15 protein-coding genes are annotated in these 15,685 nt (G+C 69.5%); 5 read left to right on the top strand and 10 right to left on the bottom strand.

The features are described 5' to 3' along the window. Window positions 1-201 precede the first annotated feature (201 nt). Window positions 202-1,656 (top strand): PP2C family protein-serine/threonine phosphatase, encoded by a 1,455-nt coding sequence (locus KLK06_RS08720; protein ID WP_250905148.1) that lies wholly within the window; start codon window positions 202-204, stop codon window positions 1,654-1,656. Window positions 1,657-1,714: 58 nt separating this feature from the next. Here the strand turns inward: KLK06_RS08720 and KLK06_RS08715 are convergent, their stop codons facing one another. The 3 genes from KLK06_RS08715 to rho form a co-directional block, all read right to left on the bottom strand. Next, on the bottom strand, window positions 1,715-3,481 hold the full coding sequence (locus tag KLK06_RS08715; protein ID WP_214634841.1) for a prolyl oligopeptidase family serine peptidase: 1,767 nt from the start codon (window positions 3,479-3,481) through the stop codon (window positions 1,715-1,717). A 143-nt stretch (window positions 3,482-3,624) separates the two neighbouring features. Then, window positions 3,625-4,641, bottom strand: a complete 1,017-nt coding sequence (locus KLK06_RS08710) for a putative RNA methyltransferase (protein ID WP_250905147.1) — start codon at window positions 4,639-4,641, stop codon at window positions 3,625-3,627. A gap of 168 nt (window positions 4,642-4,809) precedes the next feature. Next, entirely contained in the window at window positions 4,810-5,913 is a 1,104-nt protein-coding gene (gene rho / locus KLK06_RS08705) for a transcription termination factor Rho (protein ID WP_308168166.1), read from the bottom strand. 380 nt (window positions 5,914-6,293) lie between these two features. On the opposite strand from rho, the gene KLK06_RS08700 reads away from it, so the two are divergent. Together KLK06_RS08700 and KLK06_RS08695 are read left to right on the top strand one after the other, a co-directional pair. Next, window positions 6,294-6,437 (top strand): hypothetical protein, encoded by a 144-nt coding sequence (locus KLK06_RS08700; protein WP_214634839.1) that lies wholly within the window; start codon window positions 6,294-6,296, stop codon window positions 6,435-6,437. Between the two features lie 9 nt (window positions 6,438-6,446). Next, entirely contained in the window at window positions 6,447-7,187 is a 741-nt protein-coding gene (locus KLK06_RS08695) for an MBL fold metallo-hydrolase (protein WP_250905146.1), read from the top strand. A 104-nt stretch (window positions 7,188-7,291) separates the two neighbouring features. Here the strand turns inward: KLK06_RS08695 and KLK06_RS08690 are convergent, their stop codons facing one another. Then, window positions 7,292-9,184: a nitrate- and nitrite sensing domain-containing protein gene (locus tag KLK06_RS08690; protein WP_214634838.1), complete on the bottom strand. Its 1,893-nt coding sequence runs from the start codon at window positions 9,182-9,184 to the stop codon at window positions 7,292-7,294. A gap of 134 nt (window positions 9,185-9,318) precedes the next feature. Beyond that, window positions 9,319-9,726: a hypothetical protein gene (locus KLK06_RS08685; protein WP_214634837.1), complete on the bottom strand. Its 408-nt coding sequence runs from the start codon at window positions 9,724-9,726 to the stop codon at window positions 9,319-9,321. 105 nt (window positions 9,727-9,831) lie between these two features. Between KLK06_RS08685 and KLK06_RS08680 the strand changes: the two genes are divergently transcribed. After that, window positions 9,832-10,359, top strand: coding sequence for a DUF6886 family protein (locus tag KLK06_RS08680; protein WP_250905145.1), 528 nt, complete (start codon window positions 9,832-9,834; stop codon window positions 10,357-10,359). On the opposite strand, the gene KLK06_RS08675 is transcribed toward KLK06_RS08680, so the two are convergent. From KLK06_RS08675 to KLK06_RS08665, 3 genes are all read right to left on the bottom strand, one after another. Then, window positions 10,325-11,296 carry a ketopantoate reductase family protein gene (locus KLK06_RS08675; RefSeq protein WP_214634836.1) on the bottom strand — a complete coding sequence of 324 codons (972 nt, stop codon included), beginning with the start codon at window positions 11,294-11,296 and terminating at the stop codon, window positions 10,325-10,327. The two genes, KLK06_RS08680 and KLK06_RS08675, sit on opposite strands and share 35 nt — an antisense overlap. Window positions 11,297-11,315: 19 nt before the next feature. Then, window positions 11,316-12,038, bottom strand: coding sequence for a glycosyltransferase family 2 protein (locus KLK06_RS08670; protein ID WP_214634835.1), 723 nt, complete (start codon window positions 12,036-12,038; stop codon window positions 11,316-11,318). 82 nt (window positions 12,039-12,120) lie between these two features. Beyond that, the gene (locus KLK06_RS08665; protein ID WP_214634834.1) at window positions 12,121-12,585 is read right to left on the bottom strand and encodes a DUF2000 domain-containing protein; all 465 of its coding nucleotides are present in this window, start codon (window positions 12,583-12,585) and stop codon (window positions 12,121-12,123) included. Between the two features lie 116 nt (window positions 12,586-12,701). Between KLK06_RS08665 and KLK06_RS08660 the strand changes: the two genes are divergently transcribed. Further along, window positions 12,702-13,193: an Lrp/AsnC family transcriptional regulator gene (locus tag KLK06_RS08660; RefSeq protein ID WP_308168165.1), complete on the top strand. Its 492-nt coding sequence runs from the start codon at window positions 12,702-12,704 to the stop codon at window positions 13,191-13,193. 158 nt (window positions 13,194-13,351) lie between these two features. Here KLK06_RS08660 and lysS read toward each other — a convergent pair whose 3' ends face one another. Next, window positions 13,352-14,971: a lysine--tRNA ligase gene (gene lysS / locus KLK06_RS08655; protein ID WP_214634832.1), complete on the bottom strand. Its 1,620-nt coding sequence runs from the start codon at window positions 14,969-14,971 to the stop codon at window positions 13,352-13,354. Window positions 14,972-15,019: 48 nt separating this feature from the next. After that, window positions 15,020-15,640, bottom strand: a complete 621-nt coding sequence (locus KLK06_RS08650) for a VOC family protein (protein WP_214634831.1) — start codon at window positions 15,638-15,640, stop codon at window positions 15,020-15,022. Window positions 15,641-15,685 lie beyond the last annotated feature (45 nt).

Raw genomic sequence — 15,685 nt, 5'->3', positions numbered from 1 at the left:
TTCACTCCCGGGGTGCCACCGCGAGTGATACAAGTCTGTCACGATGAGTAGCTCGTAGTCCCGTCCTTGGATTTACCCCAAGTCAGCAGGAACTGTGGTAGGCACGATGCGATGACTGGTACTCCCCATGCGGTGTTGGCCGCCACGTTCGCGCCCGGCGACACCGCTGTGACGGCTGCGATGAGATTTACACGTGAGGTCATGACCGCGTGGGCAGTCGGCAGCGTGCTGCATGTGGCCGAGCAGGTAGCCGGTGACCTGGCCGAACAGGTGATAGACGAGCCGTTCGAAGTCATCTGGAAGCATTTTGGCGATGCCGTACAGGTTGAGTTGAGACAGCGGAGCAGCTCGCCGGGCGACCCGAAGGCTCCGTCTGTGGGGGTGGAGGAGTGGGGGATCACCTTCGCGGGCGAGTCTCGTGTCCATTGGGCAAGACTCACGCTACCTGGCTCAACGGACAGAGTGGCATCCGAATGGCTGGAGGAGAGCGCCAGGGGGCCGCATTGGCTGGGGTTCCTGGCCGACGCGAGTGACCTGCTCGCGGGCACTCTCGACCCCGACATGGTGCCCGCCATCATCGCCCAGATCGTGGTGCCGCGGCTGGCGAGCTGGTGCGCCGTCTACACCTCTGACACCGCTGTCGGTCCGCTGCGGCTGGTCTACCTCTGGCACGCCGACGAGGCCAGGATCGACGGGCTGCGCGAGCAGCTCGGCGACATGGACGCGATGATCGCCGACGCCCGGGTCACCTCCACCCTCCACCTGGCCGACTCGCAGGTGCTCGCGGTCCCCCTGACCGCGCGCGGCCGGGGTCTGGGGATGATGTGCCTGGGCCGGCCCGACCGCTTCACCGACGAGGTCATCCAGTTCGCCGAGGACATCGGCCGGCGGGCGGCGCTGGCCACCGACAACGCCCGCGTCTACGCGCAGCAGGCTGCGGCCAACCGGGCGCTCCAGCGCAGCCTGCTCCCGCCGAACGAGCCCGAGGTGCCCGGCCTCGACTACGGCGTCGTCTACGAGCCCGCCGGCGAGGCCAACGAGGTCGGCGGCGACTTCTACGACCTGTTCAAGGCCGGCGACGACTCGTGGCGGTTCGCGATCGGCGACGTGTGCGGCACCGGCCCGGAGGCCGCCGCCGTGACGGGCCTCGCCCGCCACACCCTGCGCCTGCTCGCCCGCGAGGGCTACGGAGTGGCGGCCGTGCTCGGCCGCCTCAACCAGGCGATCTTGGAGGAGGGCGAACGGGCCAGGTTCCTCACCCTGCTGCACGGCGACATCACGCCGGTGGAGACCGGCTTGGAGGTACGCCTCGTGTCGGCCGGTCATCCGGAGGCGCTGCGCCTCAAGCCGAGCGGTGCGGTCGAGACGGTGACGACCCCGCAGTCGCTGCTCGGCGTCTTCCATGAGGTGATGTTCGAAGCCGACACGCTGCATCTCGACCACGGTGACGTGCTGCTGGCGGTCACCGACGGGGTGACGGAGCGGCGCTCGGGCGGGCGGCTGCTCGACGACGACGGCGGTCTGGCCAAGCTGCTCGCCGAGTGCGCCGGGCTGTCGGCCCGCGCGGTGGCGGAGCGGATCCGCAGGGGGGCCGCCGACTTCGCCACGGAGCCGAGCGCGGACGACCTGGCGATCGTGGTCCTCCGGGCCCGCTGATCCTGTTTCACGACATTCCACGCCCGGTTGACGGCGCGACTTTGCTAATAGTCGATTATCAGACTGGGTTTACGTGCTTGCGGGCGAATTCAAGCTGTAGGGCTATTTGCGCGATCCGTTCGGACATGACCAAGGAGCCGCGGATCGCGTCATAGGCGTACACCTCGTGCTCCCGGCCATGCTCGGCCAGTTTCGCCACGTACTTCGCTATCTGCCGCAGCGGGCACCGGTTGTCGTTCTCGCCGGCCAGGATCAGCACCGGGCTCTCCACCCGGTCCACGTAGGTGATGGGAGAGCTGGCGGCGTAGCGCTCGGGCTGCTCGTCGGGCGAGCCGCCCAGCAGCGCGCGGTGGTAGGCGCGCAGGCTCTCGGCCTCGTCCTCGTAGGAGGTCTGGTGGCAGGCGATCGGCACCGCCGCGATGCCGGCCGTCCACAGCTCGGGCTGGGTGCCGAGGCCGAGCAGCGTGAGGTAGCCGCCCCAGGCGGTGCCCGCCAGCAGCATCCTGGTGGGGTCGGCGATGCCGCGCTCGACGACGTGCTCGCGTACGGCGGCGACGTCGGCCAGCTCGATGTGGCCGACATCGCTGTGGAGCGCGTCGCGCCAGGCCGAGCCGTAGCCGGTCGAACCTCGGTAGTTCACCCGCACCACCGCGAAGCCGGCGTCCACCCAGGCCGCGACCTCGGGGGAGAAGGCGTCGCGGTCGTGCGTCGTCGGGCCGCCGTGCAGCAGGAAAACGGTGGGGTAGGGCGCTGCCCCGATCTCGGGCCGGGAGACCAGCGCGTGGATCCTGCCGCCGGGACCGGGCACGTCGAGGTCCTCGACCGGGACGCTCGGCGGCGCCGAGGGGCCGCTGGGGTTGAGCACGACCTGGCCGTTGCTGGAGCGGATCACCGGTGGACGGGAGGCGCTGGACCACGAGTATTCGACGTTGCCGCCGGGGCGCGGGCCCGCCTCGTCGATCACGCCGTGCGGCGTCTCGAGCAGGGTCAGGCCGCCGCCCGCGAGGTCGTAGCGGTGCAGGTAGCTGCGGGCGCGATTGTCGCGGGTGATCAGCAGGCCGCGGCCGTCGTCGTACCAGTCGGCGGTCAGCTCGCCGGAGTCCTTCATCCAGATCTCGCGCTGCTCGCCGGTCACCGGGTCCCAGACCAGGGGCTCCTGACGCTGGCGGCGCTCGTGCAGGGCGAGCATGCGGCGGTCGCCCGGCACCGGGGCGAACCTGAGGCCGATCACGCCCTTGTCGGGGCCGTCGTAGAGCTCGCCGACCGTCTCGCCGTTGGAGCGGACGACGCGGAGCGCCGGGTGACGGAAGTCGCCGTACTCCGCATGATTTATCGCGATAAGTGCGCCGTCGAGGGACATGTCGGCGACCCAGGCCGCCTCGGCGTGCTCGTAGAGCAGGCGGGACGGCTCGCCGGGCCGTACCAGATGGATCCTGAACGAACCCTCGCTGGCCAGGCTGATCGCGGCGACGCCCGCCGTGGACAGGGCGATCCCGCCCGGCTGGCCGGGGCCGAGGTCGTGGGCGACCGGCTCGTCGGGGCCGCCGGTGAACGGCTGGCGCCACCACAGGCCGAACTCGTCGCCCTCGGTGTCGGCGAACCAGTAAATCCATTGGCCGGTGGGATCGATGGCGGCGTGGGCGGTGCCCTTCGGCCTGTCGGTCACCTGGCGGGTGGCGCCGCTGGCGCGGTCCCAGGCGTAGACCTCCCAGGTGCCGCTGGCGTTGGAGCGATAGATGGAGCGGCTCGGGGCCAGCCGCGCCCAGGACGGCAACGTCATGCGTGACGCCCGGAACCTGGCCTGCCAGCGTTCCTCGGCCTTCATCCGGCGCGCCCCCCTCCCTCTCTCACCCCGCCTCCGGGCGTGGGTTGCCGTCCAGTATTGCGCCTGTCTCGCGGAAATACTTCGAGAATGTGGGGGAATTTCGGACTAAATGCCCCATCCTTAACACGAGTCCCAGATGTCCGTCAAGGAACAGCCCTTGATCGTGGTGACGCCTCGAAGATAGACAGTTGGAACGCAGCCCTAGCCACCACTTTTTCCCGCTTTTTCGCGGTTTCCCGAGACACATAGCTCGAAATCCGCTTCGTCAGCTCGGTCGCCTCAGTGTGCCACGCGCTCGGCCCCATCCCCACCACCCCGGCGACCTCGCCGGGATCCAGTTCCAGGTCGAACTCGACCGTCCGCCGGTCGGCCTCCTCGAACCCCTCCAGGCTCCTGGCCAGCCGACGTTCCTTCTCCTCGTCAACAGAGAGCAGCCCCAGCTCCTGAACGAGCGGGCTCAGATGCGCCTGGGCGGGCGTCACGACGACCACCACGCCACCGGGCCGCAGAATGCGGCGGAATTCGGGGGCGTTCCGGGGCGCGAACACGTCGATCACTATGTCGGCCACCCCATCCCTGATGGGCAACGGCCGCCACACATCGGCCACGAAGGCCCCCACCCTCGGGTGCGCCCGAGCCGCACGCCGCACAGCGTGTTTGGACACGTCGAATGCCATCCCGATGCCACGGTCCACCGCTCTCAGCACCGTCGCCAGGTAGTAACCGGTCCCGGCTCCGGCATCAACGATCACCGGCTCCTCGGCGTGACCGGCCTCCTGCCGCGCCGCCCCCGCCTCACGAGCCACTGCGGCACTACGGTACGCCTTCTCGGCCGCCGCGTCCGGCAGTGCTGAGAACCTATCCCTACGGAAAGCGTCGCCTTCCCGGCCATTGGCGCTCTGTATCCGCAATCGCACACTCTCGGCGAGAGCGTCGGCGAGCGGAGCGTAGTGTCCGGCCCCCAGGAACTCGGCCCGTGCCGCCACCATCGCCGCGCTGTCAGCCGTCCCCGGCGTCCGCGACCCGACCAGCAGGCTCACGTAGCCCTGCTTGGCCACGTCGAACGCGTGGCCCTCGGCGCAGCGCAGCGTGTCACCCGCCAACCACACTTCGTGGGTGCAGACCGGGCAGGCCAGGTATTCGACGATGTCAGCCAGCATGCGCCCATTCTCACGGCCGCCGGGCACTTGACGCGCCACCGGTAGGACGGGCCGTCAAAGGAGAGGTGGGCGGTGGAGTCACGCCCGAATGTGTGTGTGTCGTACAAGAGCGTGTGTCGGGCGATAGAGGCCAGATCCGACACAGGGCGCAGGGCACAGCGCGCAGGGTCAGGCGCTGGCCTGGAGCAGGAAGGCCGCGTTGGACGGTGTCTCGCGGAGCTTGCCGACCAGCAGTTCCAGTCCCTGCTGCCGGTCCAGTGCGGTGAGCATCCGGCGGAGCTTCCAGACCACCTGCCGCTCACCGGCCGGTAGCAGGATCTCCTCGCGGCGGGTCCCGGATATGCCCAGGTCCACGGCTGGGAAGAGGCGGCGTTCGGCCAGGTCACGGGCCAGGTGCAGCTCCATGTTCCCGGTGCCCTTGAACTCCTCGTACAGGCTGTTGTCCATGCGCGACCCGGTGTCCACCAGCACGGTGGCCAGGATCGTCAGGGAGCCGCCGCCCTCCACGTTGCGCGCGGAGCCGAAGAAGCGCTTCGGGGGATAGAGAGCAGTGGCGTCGATGCCACCGGTGAGAATGCGGCCACCGCTGGGGGCCAGGTTGTTGTACGCGCGGCCGAGCCGGGTCAGCGAGTCGAGCATCAGCACGACGTCCTGGCCGTTCTCCACGAGGCGCTTGGCGCGCTCGATGGCCAGCTCGGCGACCGCGGCGTGGTCGCGGTCGGGATGGTCGAAGGTCGAGTAGAAGACCTCGCCCTGGATGGAGGCGCGCATCTCCGTGACCTCTTCGGGGCGCTCCCCGACGAGCACGACCATGAGGTGCGTCTCCGGGTGGTTGCGCGCGATGGCCGCCGCGAGCGCCTGCATGACCATGGTCTTGCCGGCCTTGGGCGGGGCCACGATGAGCCCGCGCTGGCCCTTGCCGATGGGCGCGAACAGGTCGATGACGCGAGTGCTGAGCGACTCCGTCTCGATGCGCAGGCGTTCGGTGGGATGGATCGGCGTCAGGTCGGCGAAGTGCGGACGGTGCCGCCAGTCGGCGAGGCCGTTGACGGACTCGATCTCGATCAGCTTGCCACCCGCGACGGTGGCGACGACGTGGTCGCCGGGGCGCAGGCCGAGCTGCTTGACCCGGTCGGGCGGCAAGCGGGTGTCATCCGGGCCGGGCAGGTGCCCCGCGCGGATGAAGGCGCCTTTCTCCCGGATGTCGAGCAGGCCGGTGACCTGCCGAGTGGGAGCGGCGGCGCGCGGTTTGGGAATGGTTTGAACAGACATGGTGAACCCTCCTCGAGGGCAACGCCGAAAAAGCCGGCGAGTGAAGAATGAGCCTGGCCCGAGAAACCGGGCGGGGCGTGGGGGGAAGTGGCGGAGCAAGAAGAAGCTCAACGCCGCTGGCAACGTATCACACGTTCCGGCCCATACAACACCTAGCCCGCATGGGCTATTCCCGGGGGGTTCTCGCGGCTTCCGCCTCGCCGCGTGGAGCGCGGCGTAACAATGTTCTCCTCGGCACGGAGTGCTGCGAATTACCGCAGCTGGTGTGCACGACGACACAGATCGCCCATCAACGCACCGGCATCCTGTCAAGCGAGATGCAGGGCCACTGCAATCCGATGAGGCTTTCATAGAGACACGAACTCCTTGGGGGGATCACCATGAAGACCACCACCCTTTGCCCGCGGTGTGACAACGAGCTCGACGAGGGCCCGATCATGTACCGGTGCGCGCACTGCTGCCGCGCCGTCTACGCCGCGGACCTCGAGAACGAGTACATTCCGCGCCAGCGCGTGGCCGCCTAGTCTGGGCGGATGCCGCACAAGCCGCGTACGATCTCCGGCGTCGAGGTGACGCCTCTCTGCGACGCCGTGGGTCCCATGGGACCGACGATCCGCCGCCCGCTCACCGAGATGTTCCCGGGGGGAGGGCTCGCGGACGGGCCGTGGATCCTGCACTTTCACTGCTATCTGCTGCGTGACCTGGCGGGCCGGGTCACGCTCGTCGACACCGGCATCGGTGGCGCGGACTCACCGGCGTCGAGCTGGGCGCCGGTGCCGGGGACCCTGCCCGGTGAGCTGGCCGCCGCCGGAGTGGATCCGGCCGAGATCGGCACCGTGATCCTCACCCACCTGCACAGCGACCACGCCAGTGGCGCGGTCGCCGACGGCCGGCCGCTGTTCGAGAACGCCAGGTACGTTCTGCAGCAGGCCGAGGTCGACGCGGCCCGGGGCGCGATGCTCGATCAGATCCTCACCCCGCTCAAGGGGCAGCTGCAGGTCGTCGACGGCGAGGCCGAGGTCGCGCCGGGCGTGCGCGTCCATCTGGCGGCGGGGCACACCCCTGGCCACCAGATCGTCCGGCTGGGCGAGCTGGCGATGACCGGCGACCTGGTGCTGCATCCGGCGCAGCTCGCCGATCCGAGCATTCGTTACCTCTACGACGACGACCCGGCGAAGGCGGCCGCCACGCGTGCCGAGGTGCTCGGCGGGCTGCGGACCGAGCGCGCGGTGCTCGCCACCGCGCACTTCGGCGACCCGTTCCTGGAGCTCTGAGGCACCTCGGCTCCTGGAGCTCTGAGCCACTTCGGCTCCTGAAGCCCTGAGCCGCCCCCGCCGGAAGCCCGCCCCGCGAGCCTGTGGTCCGTCGTGACGGCCGGTCAGGCGGGGACGGGCAACTCGGCCAGCAGATCGGCGGGGAGGCTGACGATCGCGGTCAGCCCCCCGTACGGCGAGGCACCGAGCGCGACCTTGATCCTGTTCCTGGCCGCCAGCCTGGCCACCACGAACAACCCCAGCCGATCGCTCTGCGCCAGGTCGAACTCCGGCATCTCGGCCAGCCGCGTGTTGAGCTCGTCGAGTTCCTCCCTGGTCAGGCCGAGACCGCGGTCCTCGATCTCGACGTTCACCCCGTGCGGGGTGATCGTCGTCCGCAGGTCCACCCGGGTCTGCGGCGGCGAGAAGAGGGTCGCGTTCTCGATCAGCTCGGCCATCAGGTGAGCGACGTCGGTGACCGCCGCGCCGACCAGTGAGACGGGCGGCGGCTGCAACACCTCGACCCGCGGGTACTCCTCGACCTCGGCCACCGCCGCGCGCAGCACGTCGTGGATCGGCACAGGGTTGCGCCAGCCTCGCCCCGGCGCCTGGTCGGACAGGATGATGAGGCTTTCGGCGTGCCGGCGCATGCGGGTCGTGAGGTGGTCGAGCTTGAACAGGTCTTCGAGCGTCTCAGGCTCCTCGGCGCCGCGTTCCATGCTGTCGAGCTGCAGGAGCTGACGGTGCAGCAGGGTCTGGTTGCGCCTGGCCAGGTTGACGAAGACCTGGCTGACGCCGTGCCGCAGCCTGGCCTGGCTCAGCGCGGTCGCCACGGCCGTGGACTGCACGTTGTTGAACGCCTGCACGATGTCGCGCACCTCGCTGGTCTCCGCCTTCACCTCCAGCGTGGGCAGCTCGTCGGGCGTCGGCGGGCCGACGTCCGTGCGCAGCCGCTTGACCAGCGCCACCAGCCGTACCTCCGCCAGCTCGGTGGCGGCGTCGCGGAGTCCGGCGAGCTCGCGCACCAGGCGGCCGCGGAAGCGGAGTGAGAGCAGGATGGAGGCGAGGACGGCGATCAGGCCGACGCCGCCCGCCACGCCGATCTTGATCAGCACGTTGACGGCCGTGGGTGTGACGCGCTGCGTGATCCCCCGTACGACCTGCAGCTGGTCGCGCTCGACGACCGTCCACACGTTGCTCGCGTCGATGGGCCAGGTGGCCGCCGCGGCGGGCAGGCCGTTCGTGGTGGCCTGGCCGGTGATGGCGTCCTCCGCCTCGAGGAACTCGCGGTAGGCGGGCGAGGAGATCAACTGCTCGTACGGCCCGCGCAGCCCGGAGTCGAGGTGGGACAGCGCTTGAGCGTAGAGGAGCCGCCTGGTGGCGACCATGCCGGTGAACTCCCGGCGCTCAAGAGGGGTCACCTTGCCCCTGCCCAGGAGCACGATGATGAGCGCCCGCTCTCTGGACAGCAGGTCCTTGGCCTCGCCGAGCATGGTGACCGCCCGCGCCTGCCGGTAGAGCGTCATGTCGGGCATGAGGATCATGGCGTCGTACATGCGGAAGGAGGCGTCGGCGATCTGGCTGTAGCCGTCGATCACGTCGAGCGGGGCGGGGTTCGAGCCGTCGACCTGGCGCCGGATCTCGGGTAGCTGGTCGAGCCGGTCGTACAGGGCTCTGAGCTGGTTGGCCATCCCGGACGAGACGTCCTGCGCGCCGGCCCGCTTGCGGAAGTCGGCGACGGCCTCGTTGGTCCGGGTGCGTTGCCTGGCGAGCTGATCGGCGCCGCGCTTGGTCACCAGGAACTCGACGGAGGCCAGCCGCTCGCTCTGGAGCTCGACGTTGACCTGCTCGGACGGGTCGGCCAGGTTCGTCACCAGTTCGTTGATCTCCAGCAGGCGCAGGCCGTCGCCGCCGGTCAGGGTGGCCGCGAACGCCCACAGGCCGACCAGCGACGTGAGCGGGACGATCAGCAGGATGAGGAGCTTGATGGCGATGGGACGGCCACGCTTGGGGGGCATGCGACCTCCGGAGGCATGATGAGATCGCCTCGCAGAGTACACCCCCTTTTATGAGGATTTCTGGCGTCGGCCGGCGCGAGGGTCCCTGGCACCCTCGTGCCGGCCGCGCTCAGAGGCGCCGTCACCGCCCGCTGCTACCGCCGTCTGCTGTCCTCGGCGCCGCCGGCCACGAGGCGGTCGGTCGGCTCGGGCTCGGGCTCGGGCCGAGGCACGGGCCGGGGCACGGGCTGAGTCTCGTGCTCGCGCTCCAGCTTCCGCTGCAGCTCGCGCTTCTCTTCCTCCAGCCGGGCCACCCGGCTGGAGGCCTCGGTCCGCGCTACGCGCGCCTGACGGCGGCGGGTGGCCGACCGGCGAGAGCCGGAGCTGATCATCGCGATGCCCAGCAGCAGAACCGCCGCGGTCACGGCACCGGCGATGAACATGCCGAAGGAATTGAATTCGAACGTATAGCCGAACAGAATGTACCTGGCGGTCTCTTCCGAGGCGACCAGGGCGATGGCGCCACCAGCGAGCAGGACCAGGACTAGACCCAGCAAGATCATTTCAGCTCACTCCCTGTTGTCAGAGCGAGTCCCCACTGCCCAGACGCGGACGGAGTATGCCGCGCATCCCCAGTCTCATAGGGGTTTCCGGCCATGATGGCGTTCATGAGACCCGAGCCCGGCCAGGTGCTGCACTTCTCCGAGGACCCGACGATCGAGCTTTTCGTGCCGCACGTGGCGCCGACCTCCGCGATGCGTGAGCCGTACGTCTGGGCGGTCGGTTACGACCGCTGTCCCGACTACTGGTTCCCGAGGGCCTGCCCGCGGGCGATGGCCTGGAAAGGAGCCGCCACCACCGCGGCCGACGCCGACCGGATCATCGGCGCGGGCAGCGGCGATCGGGTGCACGCCATCGAGTACGGCTGGCTCAAGGCGCTCATGGACGTCAGCCTGTACGCCTACCGGCTGCCCGCCGGCCCCTTCCGCGTCATCGGCGACGACGGCCACGCGCTCGTGGCCGAGGTGGCGGTGCGGCCGCTCGGCCCCGCGGAGCCGGTGCCGGATCTCCTGGACCTGCATGAGGAGGCCGGGATCCAGTTGCGCGTGCTGGACAACCTCTGGCCGTTCTGGAACGAGGTGACGGCCAGCACGATGAAGTTCAGTGGGATCCGGCTGCGGAACGCTCGTCGATGAGCGCGGTCAGTTCGGCGACCGACATCGACCGGGGCGGCAGTTTCTCGCGGGCGAAGCGGTTGGCCTCGCGCTGGAGCACCTCGTTGGCCGGGGTCGGGATCCCGTGCTCGCGGCCGACCAGCACGATTTCGCCGTTGAGGTAGTCGGCCTCGATCGAGCCGGTGGACCTGGCCAGGCTCTGCCAGGAGGATCCGCCGCCGCGTTCGAAGCCGTCGATCGGCCGGTGCTCCACCTTGTTGCCGCGGACCTCCGCCTGCTCGCTCGGAGTGGCATAGGGGATGCCCGCCTCCTCCAGGACGGCCGTGCCCTCGGCCCTGACCTGCTCGTGCAGCGGCTCGTGGCCGGGGCCGCGCCCGCAGAGCGCGTCGACCGCGTTGCCCAGGTTGCCGAGCAGCTTGCCGTACTTCCAGCGCATGACGTCGGGCGCGTCGAGCCCGGCCAGCCTGCTCTTGTTGAGGTCGGTGACGAGCTGCCGGGAGACTTCATCCACACCCTGTGGATAACGTCCGACATGCAGCATGCCGGAGTACGGGTGGCCGTGGGCGGCCACTGTTCCGGGCTCGATGTGTGTCGCGGGCAGCCACACGCACATGCCGTAAACGCGCTCGAACCTCCGCAGGACCATCCGCTCGTTGTCGACGCCGTTCTGGGCGCACACCACCGGCAGGTGCCTGGGCCACGGGTCGAGCGCGCTGATCGTGTCCTGCGACTTGGTGGCCACGATCAGCACGTCGTCGTCACGCGTCGGGACGGGGCCGTCGGCCACGGGCACGTCCAGGGTCTCGGTGGAGTCGGGGGTGAAGAAGCGCAGGCCGCCGTTCTTCAGCGCCTCGTAGTGGGCGCCGCGCGCGACCAGCACGACTTCGTGCCCGCCCTGGTACAACCGTGCTCCGATGGTGCCGCCGACAGCCCCTGCTCCGATGACTATGTAACGCATGATCCGAGAATGTCACCGTTCACTCGGCGAGCGCCACCTGGGCCTGTGCGGCCATGGCCCCCCGGGTGCGCTCGCGGAAGATCGTCTTCAGTACGCGCCAGCCGTCGCGTACGGCGTGCAGGTTGCTCTCGCCATGGATGCGGGAGTGCTCGTGGCTGGGTACCTCGCGGATGCGGAGTCCGGCCTGGGCGGCTCGTACGTTCATCAGCGTCTCGATCTCGAAGCCGTCGCAGTCCAGTGCCAGCGCGTCGAGGTGGTGGGCCCAGAACGCGTTGTAGCCGTAGCAAAGGTCGGTGTAGCGGGTGCCGTACAACAGGTTCGTCAGACCCGTGAGGACCTTGTTGCCGAGCGACCGGAGCAGGCTGATGTCGTCGGAGCCGCCGCCGGGGGCGTACCTGGAGCCCTTGGCGAAGTCGGCGCCTTGCACCAGCGCGCTGACGAAGGAGAAGATCTCTCCGCCGTCGGTCGACCCATCGGCGTCGATCATGACGATGACGTCGCCGCGTGCCGCCGTGAAGCCCTCGATGAGGGCGTTGCCCTTTCCACGTCCCGTCTGCGCGACGACGCGCAGGTCGGGGCGGAGTTGCCGGGCCACGGCGACAGTGTTGTCGATCGAGTTGCCGTCGACGAGGACTACTTCGTCGATCCAGGTAGGCAGCGTCGCGAAGACGTGGGGGAGATTGCCGGCCTCGTTCATCGCAGGAACGACGACACTGACGCTCACGGCGAAGGGCTTGTTCATGCCCTGAAGGTGCGCTTTACCGCATGCAAGCCGCTTGACAGGCCCTTGCATCGCCCTCGGATATATATATATGTCCGGACATTCAGCGCAGCAAAGGGAGCCGTCCGGTGAGGCGCTCCACCACCGCGCGCGGGCCGAGGAGGCTGACGGCGTAGTAGGGCGGCTCCTCCGTCCGAGCGAGTTCGGCCAAGTACTCGTCGTAGACGTTGGTCCGCTGGGCGATGGCCGCCATGTCGGTGACGACCAGGTCGGGTTCGGTGGCGGCCTCGGCCCGCACCCGGCTGACGATCGCGGCGGGCGCGGACAGCACCGTGCAGCCGATCCACGGCAGCCCGGCATGGTGGTGCCCGGAGGCGTCGGTGCCGCCCGAGCCGAGGATGGCGGGCACCGTACGGCCTACGGACGCGGCCAGGCAGGCGGCGGCGTTGGCCTGGAGGCCGCGGGGCAGGTCGCGGTCCATCACCATCACCCATTTCACCGGGAGCTCCCGGGTGGGCAGGTCACTGCGATGGTCGAGGCTGTCGATCCAGCCGGCCAGCATGGTCATCCGAGGTCCTTTCTCCTCCGAACTTACGAAGGAAAGGTGCCATTTTTCCCGCTGAAGTAACAACTCAACGGCCCTGATTCCGCAGGAAATTCGGAGATTCGTGGCAACATGTGGCTGTGGACGAACTTGATACGGCCATCGTCGTCGAGTTGCAGCGCGACGGCCGCCAGACCAACCGCGAGCTCGCCGAGCGGATCGGCATCGCGCCCTCGACCTGCCTCGAACGGGTGCGGTCACTGCGCGGCCACGGCGTGATCGAAGGCTTCCACGCCGAGATCAACCTGGCCGCGATCGGCCGCCCGGTGCAGGCGCTCATCCACGTTCGGCTGCATCCCAAGATCCGCGAGGCGGTCGAGGGGTTCCGCGACTACGTGGCCGCGCTGCCGGAGACGCTGGCGATCTTCGTGGTGTCGGGCGGCGACGACTTCATCATCCAGGTGGCCGTGCGCGACACGGGGCACCTACGCGACTTCGTGCTCGACCACATCTCACGCCACCGCAACATCGCCGACGTCCGCACGTCCCTCGTCTACGACCACATCCGCAAGACCTCTGTTGAGGTGCTTTCTTCCGAACGTCCCAGCCCCCCGCGCACCGGACGCAAGTGACTTTTTTCTTCTTTTACGGCCAGCATGGGCCAGCCCCACCCTTCTGGGCGGGGCTGGCCTCTGTCCAGGGGCACGCTCCTGAGGTTTACCGGGCCGGGCGCCGTGACGTGCGCACTCTTGACCCCGGCCGTCCTCCGAGTTGGCCACTCGCGGGGGTCTTACACGCCCACGAGTTTCCTCACCCGGTCGGCGCCTACGGCCAGGAGCAGCGTGGGCAGCCGTGGTCCCGTGTCCTGGCCTACCAGGAGGCGGTAGAGGAGGGCGAAGAAGGCGCGTTGGGCCGCCTTCAGTTCGGGTGTTGCCTTGGCGTCGGGGTCCAGTCCGGCCCGGACCTTTGGCACGCCGTACACCAGTGTGGTCAGGCCGTCGAGTGACCAGTGTTCGTCGAGGCCGTCGACCAGCAGGCGGAGTGAGTCGCGTTCGGCCTCGTCCAGTGAGGCGAGCAGGTCGGTGTCCGGTGACTCGCGTACGCGGGTGCGCTGGTCGGCGGGGACCTGGGTGTCGATCCAGCGTTGTGCGCGGTCGAGCCGGGGGCGGGCTTCGTCGAGGGAGGTGAGCTCGGCGTCGAGGTCGCGCAGGATGCGTAGCGTCTGGTCGTCGTCGCCCGTGGTGATGTCGACGATGGAGGCGAGGGTCCGGTAGGGGACCGGCCGCGGCGTGGCGGCCAGCGGCCCCTCGGACGTGCGCACGGCCCGCTCGTAGGCGGCCAGCTCGGCGGGCTGGGCGGTCTCGGTGGCGACCTTGCGGCCGAGGCTGTCCCATTCGTCGTAGAGCCGCTGGATCTCCTGGTCGAAGGCGATCTTGAAGGACTGCGACGGCTTGCGCCGCGCGTACAGCCAGCGCAGCACCGGCGCCTCCATGATCTCCAGGGCGTCGGCCGGAGTCGGCACATCACCCTTGGAGCTGCTCATCTTGGCCATGCCGGTGATGCCGACGAAGGCGTACATCGGGCCGATCGGCCGCTCGCCGCCGAACACCTCGCCCACGATCTGCCCGCCGACGATCCAGGCCGAGCCGGGGGAGTGATGGTCGACGCCCGAGGGCTCGAACACCACGCCCTCATGCGCCCAGCGCATCGGCCAGTCGACCTTCCACACCAGCTTGCCGCGGTCGTGCTCGGCCAGGCGCACGGTCTCGCCGAACCCGCACTCGCACGTGTAGGCCAGCTCGGTGCTGTCGTCGTCATAGGCGGTGACCGTGGTGAGATCCCGCTCGCACAGCTCGCAATAGGGCTTGTAGGGGTAGTAGTCGGCCACCTCCTCCTTGGTGTCCTTGGTGCGGTAGCGGGCCAGGACCGCGTTGATCCGCTCCCGTTCGCGCATGGCGAGCAGGATCTGCTCGCGGTAGGTGCCGGCGGTGTACTGCTCGGTCTGGCTGATGCCGGTGAAGGTGACGCCGAGCTCGGCCAGCGCCTCGGTCATCGGCGCCTTGAAGTGCTCGGCCCAGCTCGAGTGCGGGCTGCCCGGAGGGGCGGGCACCGAGGTCAGGGGCTTGCCGATGTGGTCGGCCCACGACGGGTCGATGCCCGCGGGCACCCGGCGGAAGCGGTCATAGTCGTCCCACGACAGCAGGTGGACGCAGTCGTGGCCGCGGCGGCGGATCTCGTCGGCGACGAGGTGAGGGGTCATGACCTCCCGCAGATTGCCCAGATGGATCGGCCCGGACGGGCTCAATCCCGAGGCGCAGACGATCGGTTTGCCCGGGGCGCGACGCTCCGCCTCGGAGATCACCTCATCCGCGAACCTGGAGACCCAGTCGGTCTCCGTAGTGTCAGCCATCGAGCCATTCTTGCGGCTAGCCCGCGATCAGGCCAACGGAATGCGCGGCTAGGCCAGGGTCACGGGGCCGAGCGGGGTGTCGAGCACTGCCCGCAACGCGATCTCCGGGCCTTCGGTGACGTCCAGCTCGACGCCCAGCGCGGCCAGGTCGCGCCGGAGCGCGGCGGGCTCCGGGTGGACTGCGCTGAAGGCGGCCAGGCCCAGCCGGGGCAGCCCCGCGGGACGGGCGGTGCCGCCCCAGTCGATGAGGAACGGCACCGGCTGGACCGGCTCGGGATCCTCTCGCCTGGTGAGCCGCCACTCCAGCAGGGTGCCGTCGGGGGTGCGCCGGGACAGCGGCTCGACGTCGCCGGGGTCGTAGCCGCGCTCGCGGGCCTGCCGTACGGACTTGTCGAGGTCGGCGGAGCGCACGGCCCAGGTGATGAGCCGCGGCTCGGAGAGGGTCTCCAGGTCGAAGATGGGGCGCTGGAGGCCGGCCGCGGCTTCCGGATCGGGGCCGATGATCTCCAGGTAGGAGGTCTCGTCGAAGCCGACCAGGTAGTTGGCGGTGCCGCCGGGGTGGCGGCCCCCGACCGCCGGGGCCACCCCGGTGCGCTCGGCGAAGTCGGCGACGCCGCGCAGGAGGTCGGGCACGGCGTAAACGAGGTGGTCGAGGCGGGGATCGGTCACGGGTCTGCCTTCCGTCGGCGGTGGGCCCTCGGATCGATCACTAGT

It is taken from the genome of Nonomuraea sp. NEAU-A123 (assembly GCF_018603905.1).
Taxonomy (GTDB): Bacteria; Actinomycetota; Actinomycetes; order Streptosporangiales; family Streptosporangiaceae; genus Nonomuraea.
Note: the sequence above shows the minus strand (reverse complement) of the source record. Positions and strands in the feature narration are given on the sequence as shown.

Bases quoted from the DNA above. Each gene is read 5' to 3' on its own strand.
- KLK06_RS08720 (WP_250905148.1), top strand. From the start codon at position 202: ATGACCGCGTGGGCAGTCGGCAGCGTGCTGCATGTGGCCGAGCAGGTA.
- KLK06_RS08715 (WP_214634841.1), bottom strand. From the start codon at position 3,481: ATGAAGGCCGAGGAACGCTGGCAGGCCAGGTTCCGGGCGTCACGCATG.
- KLK06_RS08710 (WP_250905147.1), bottom strand. From the start codon at position 4,641: ATGCTGGCTGACATCGTCGAATACCTGGCCTGCCCGGTCTGCACCCAC.
- rho (WP_308168166.1), bottom strand. From the start codon at position 5,913: ATGTCTGTTCAAACCATTCCCAAACCGCGCGCCGCCGCTCCCACTCGG.
- KLK06_RS08700 (WP_214634839.1), top strand. From the start codon at position 6,294: ATGAAGACCACCACCCTTTGCCCGCGGTGTGACAACGAGCTCGACGAG.
- KLK06_RS08695 (WP_250905146.1), top strand. From the start codon at position 6,447: ATGCCGCACAAGCCGCGTACGATCTCCGGCGTCGAGGTGACGCCTCTC.
- KLK06_RS08690 (WP_214634838.1), bottom strand. From the start codon at position 9,184: ATGCCCCCCAAGCGTGGCCGTCCCATCGCCATCAAGCTCCTCATCCTG.
- KLK06_RS08685 (WP_214634837.1), bottom strand. From the start codon at position 9,726: ATGATCTTGCTGGGTCTAGTCCTGGTCCTGCTCGCTGGTGGCGCCATC.
- KLK06_RS08680 (WP_250905145.1), top strand. From the start codon at position 9,832: ATGAGACCCGAGCCCGGCCAGGTGCTGCACTTCTCCGAGGACCCGACG.
- KLK06_RS08675 (WP_214634836.1), bottom strand. From the start codon at position 11,296: ATGCGTTACATAGTCATCGGAGCAGGGGCTGTCGGCGGCACCATCGGA.
- KLK06_RS08670 (WP_214634835.1), bottom strand. From the start codon at position 12,038: ATGAACAAGCCCTTCGCCGTGAGCGTCAGTGTCGTCGTTCCTGCGATG.
- KLK06_RS08665 (WP_214634834.1), bottom strand. From the start codon at position 12,585: ATGACCATGCTGGCCGGCTGGATCGACAGCCTCGACCATCGCAGTGAC.
- lysS (WP_214634832.1), bottom strand. From the start codon at position 14,971: ATGGCTGACACTACGGAGACCGACTGGGTCTCCAGGTTCGCGGATGAG.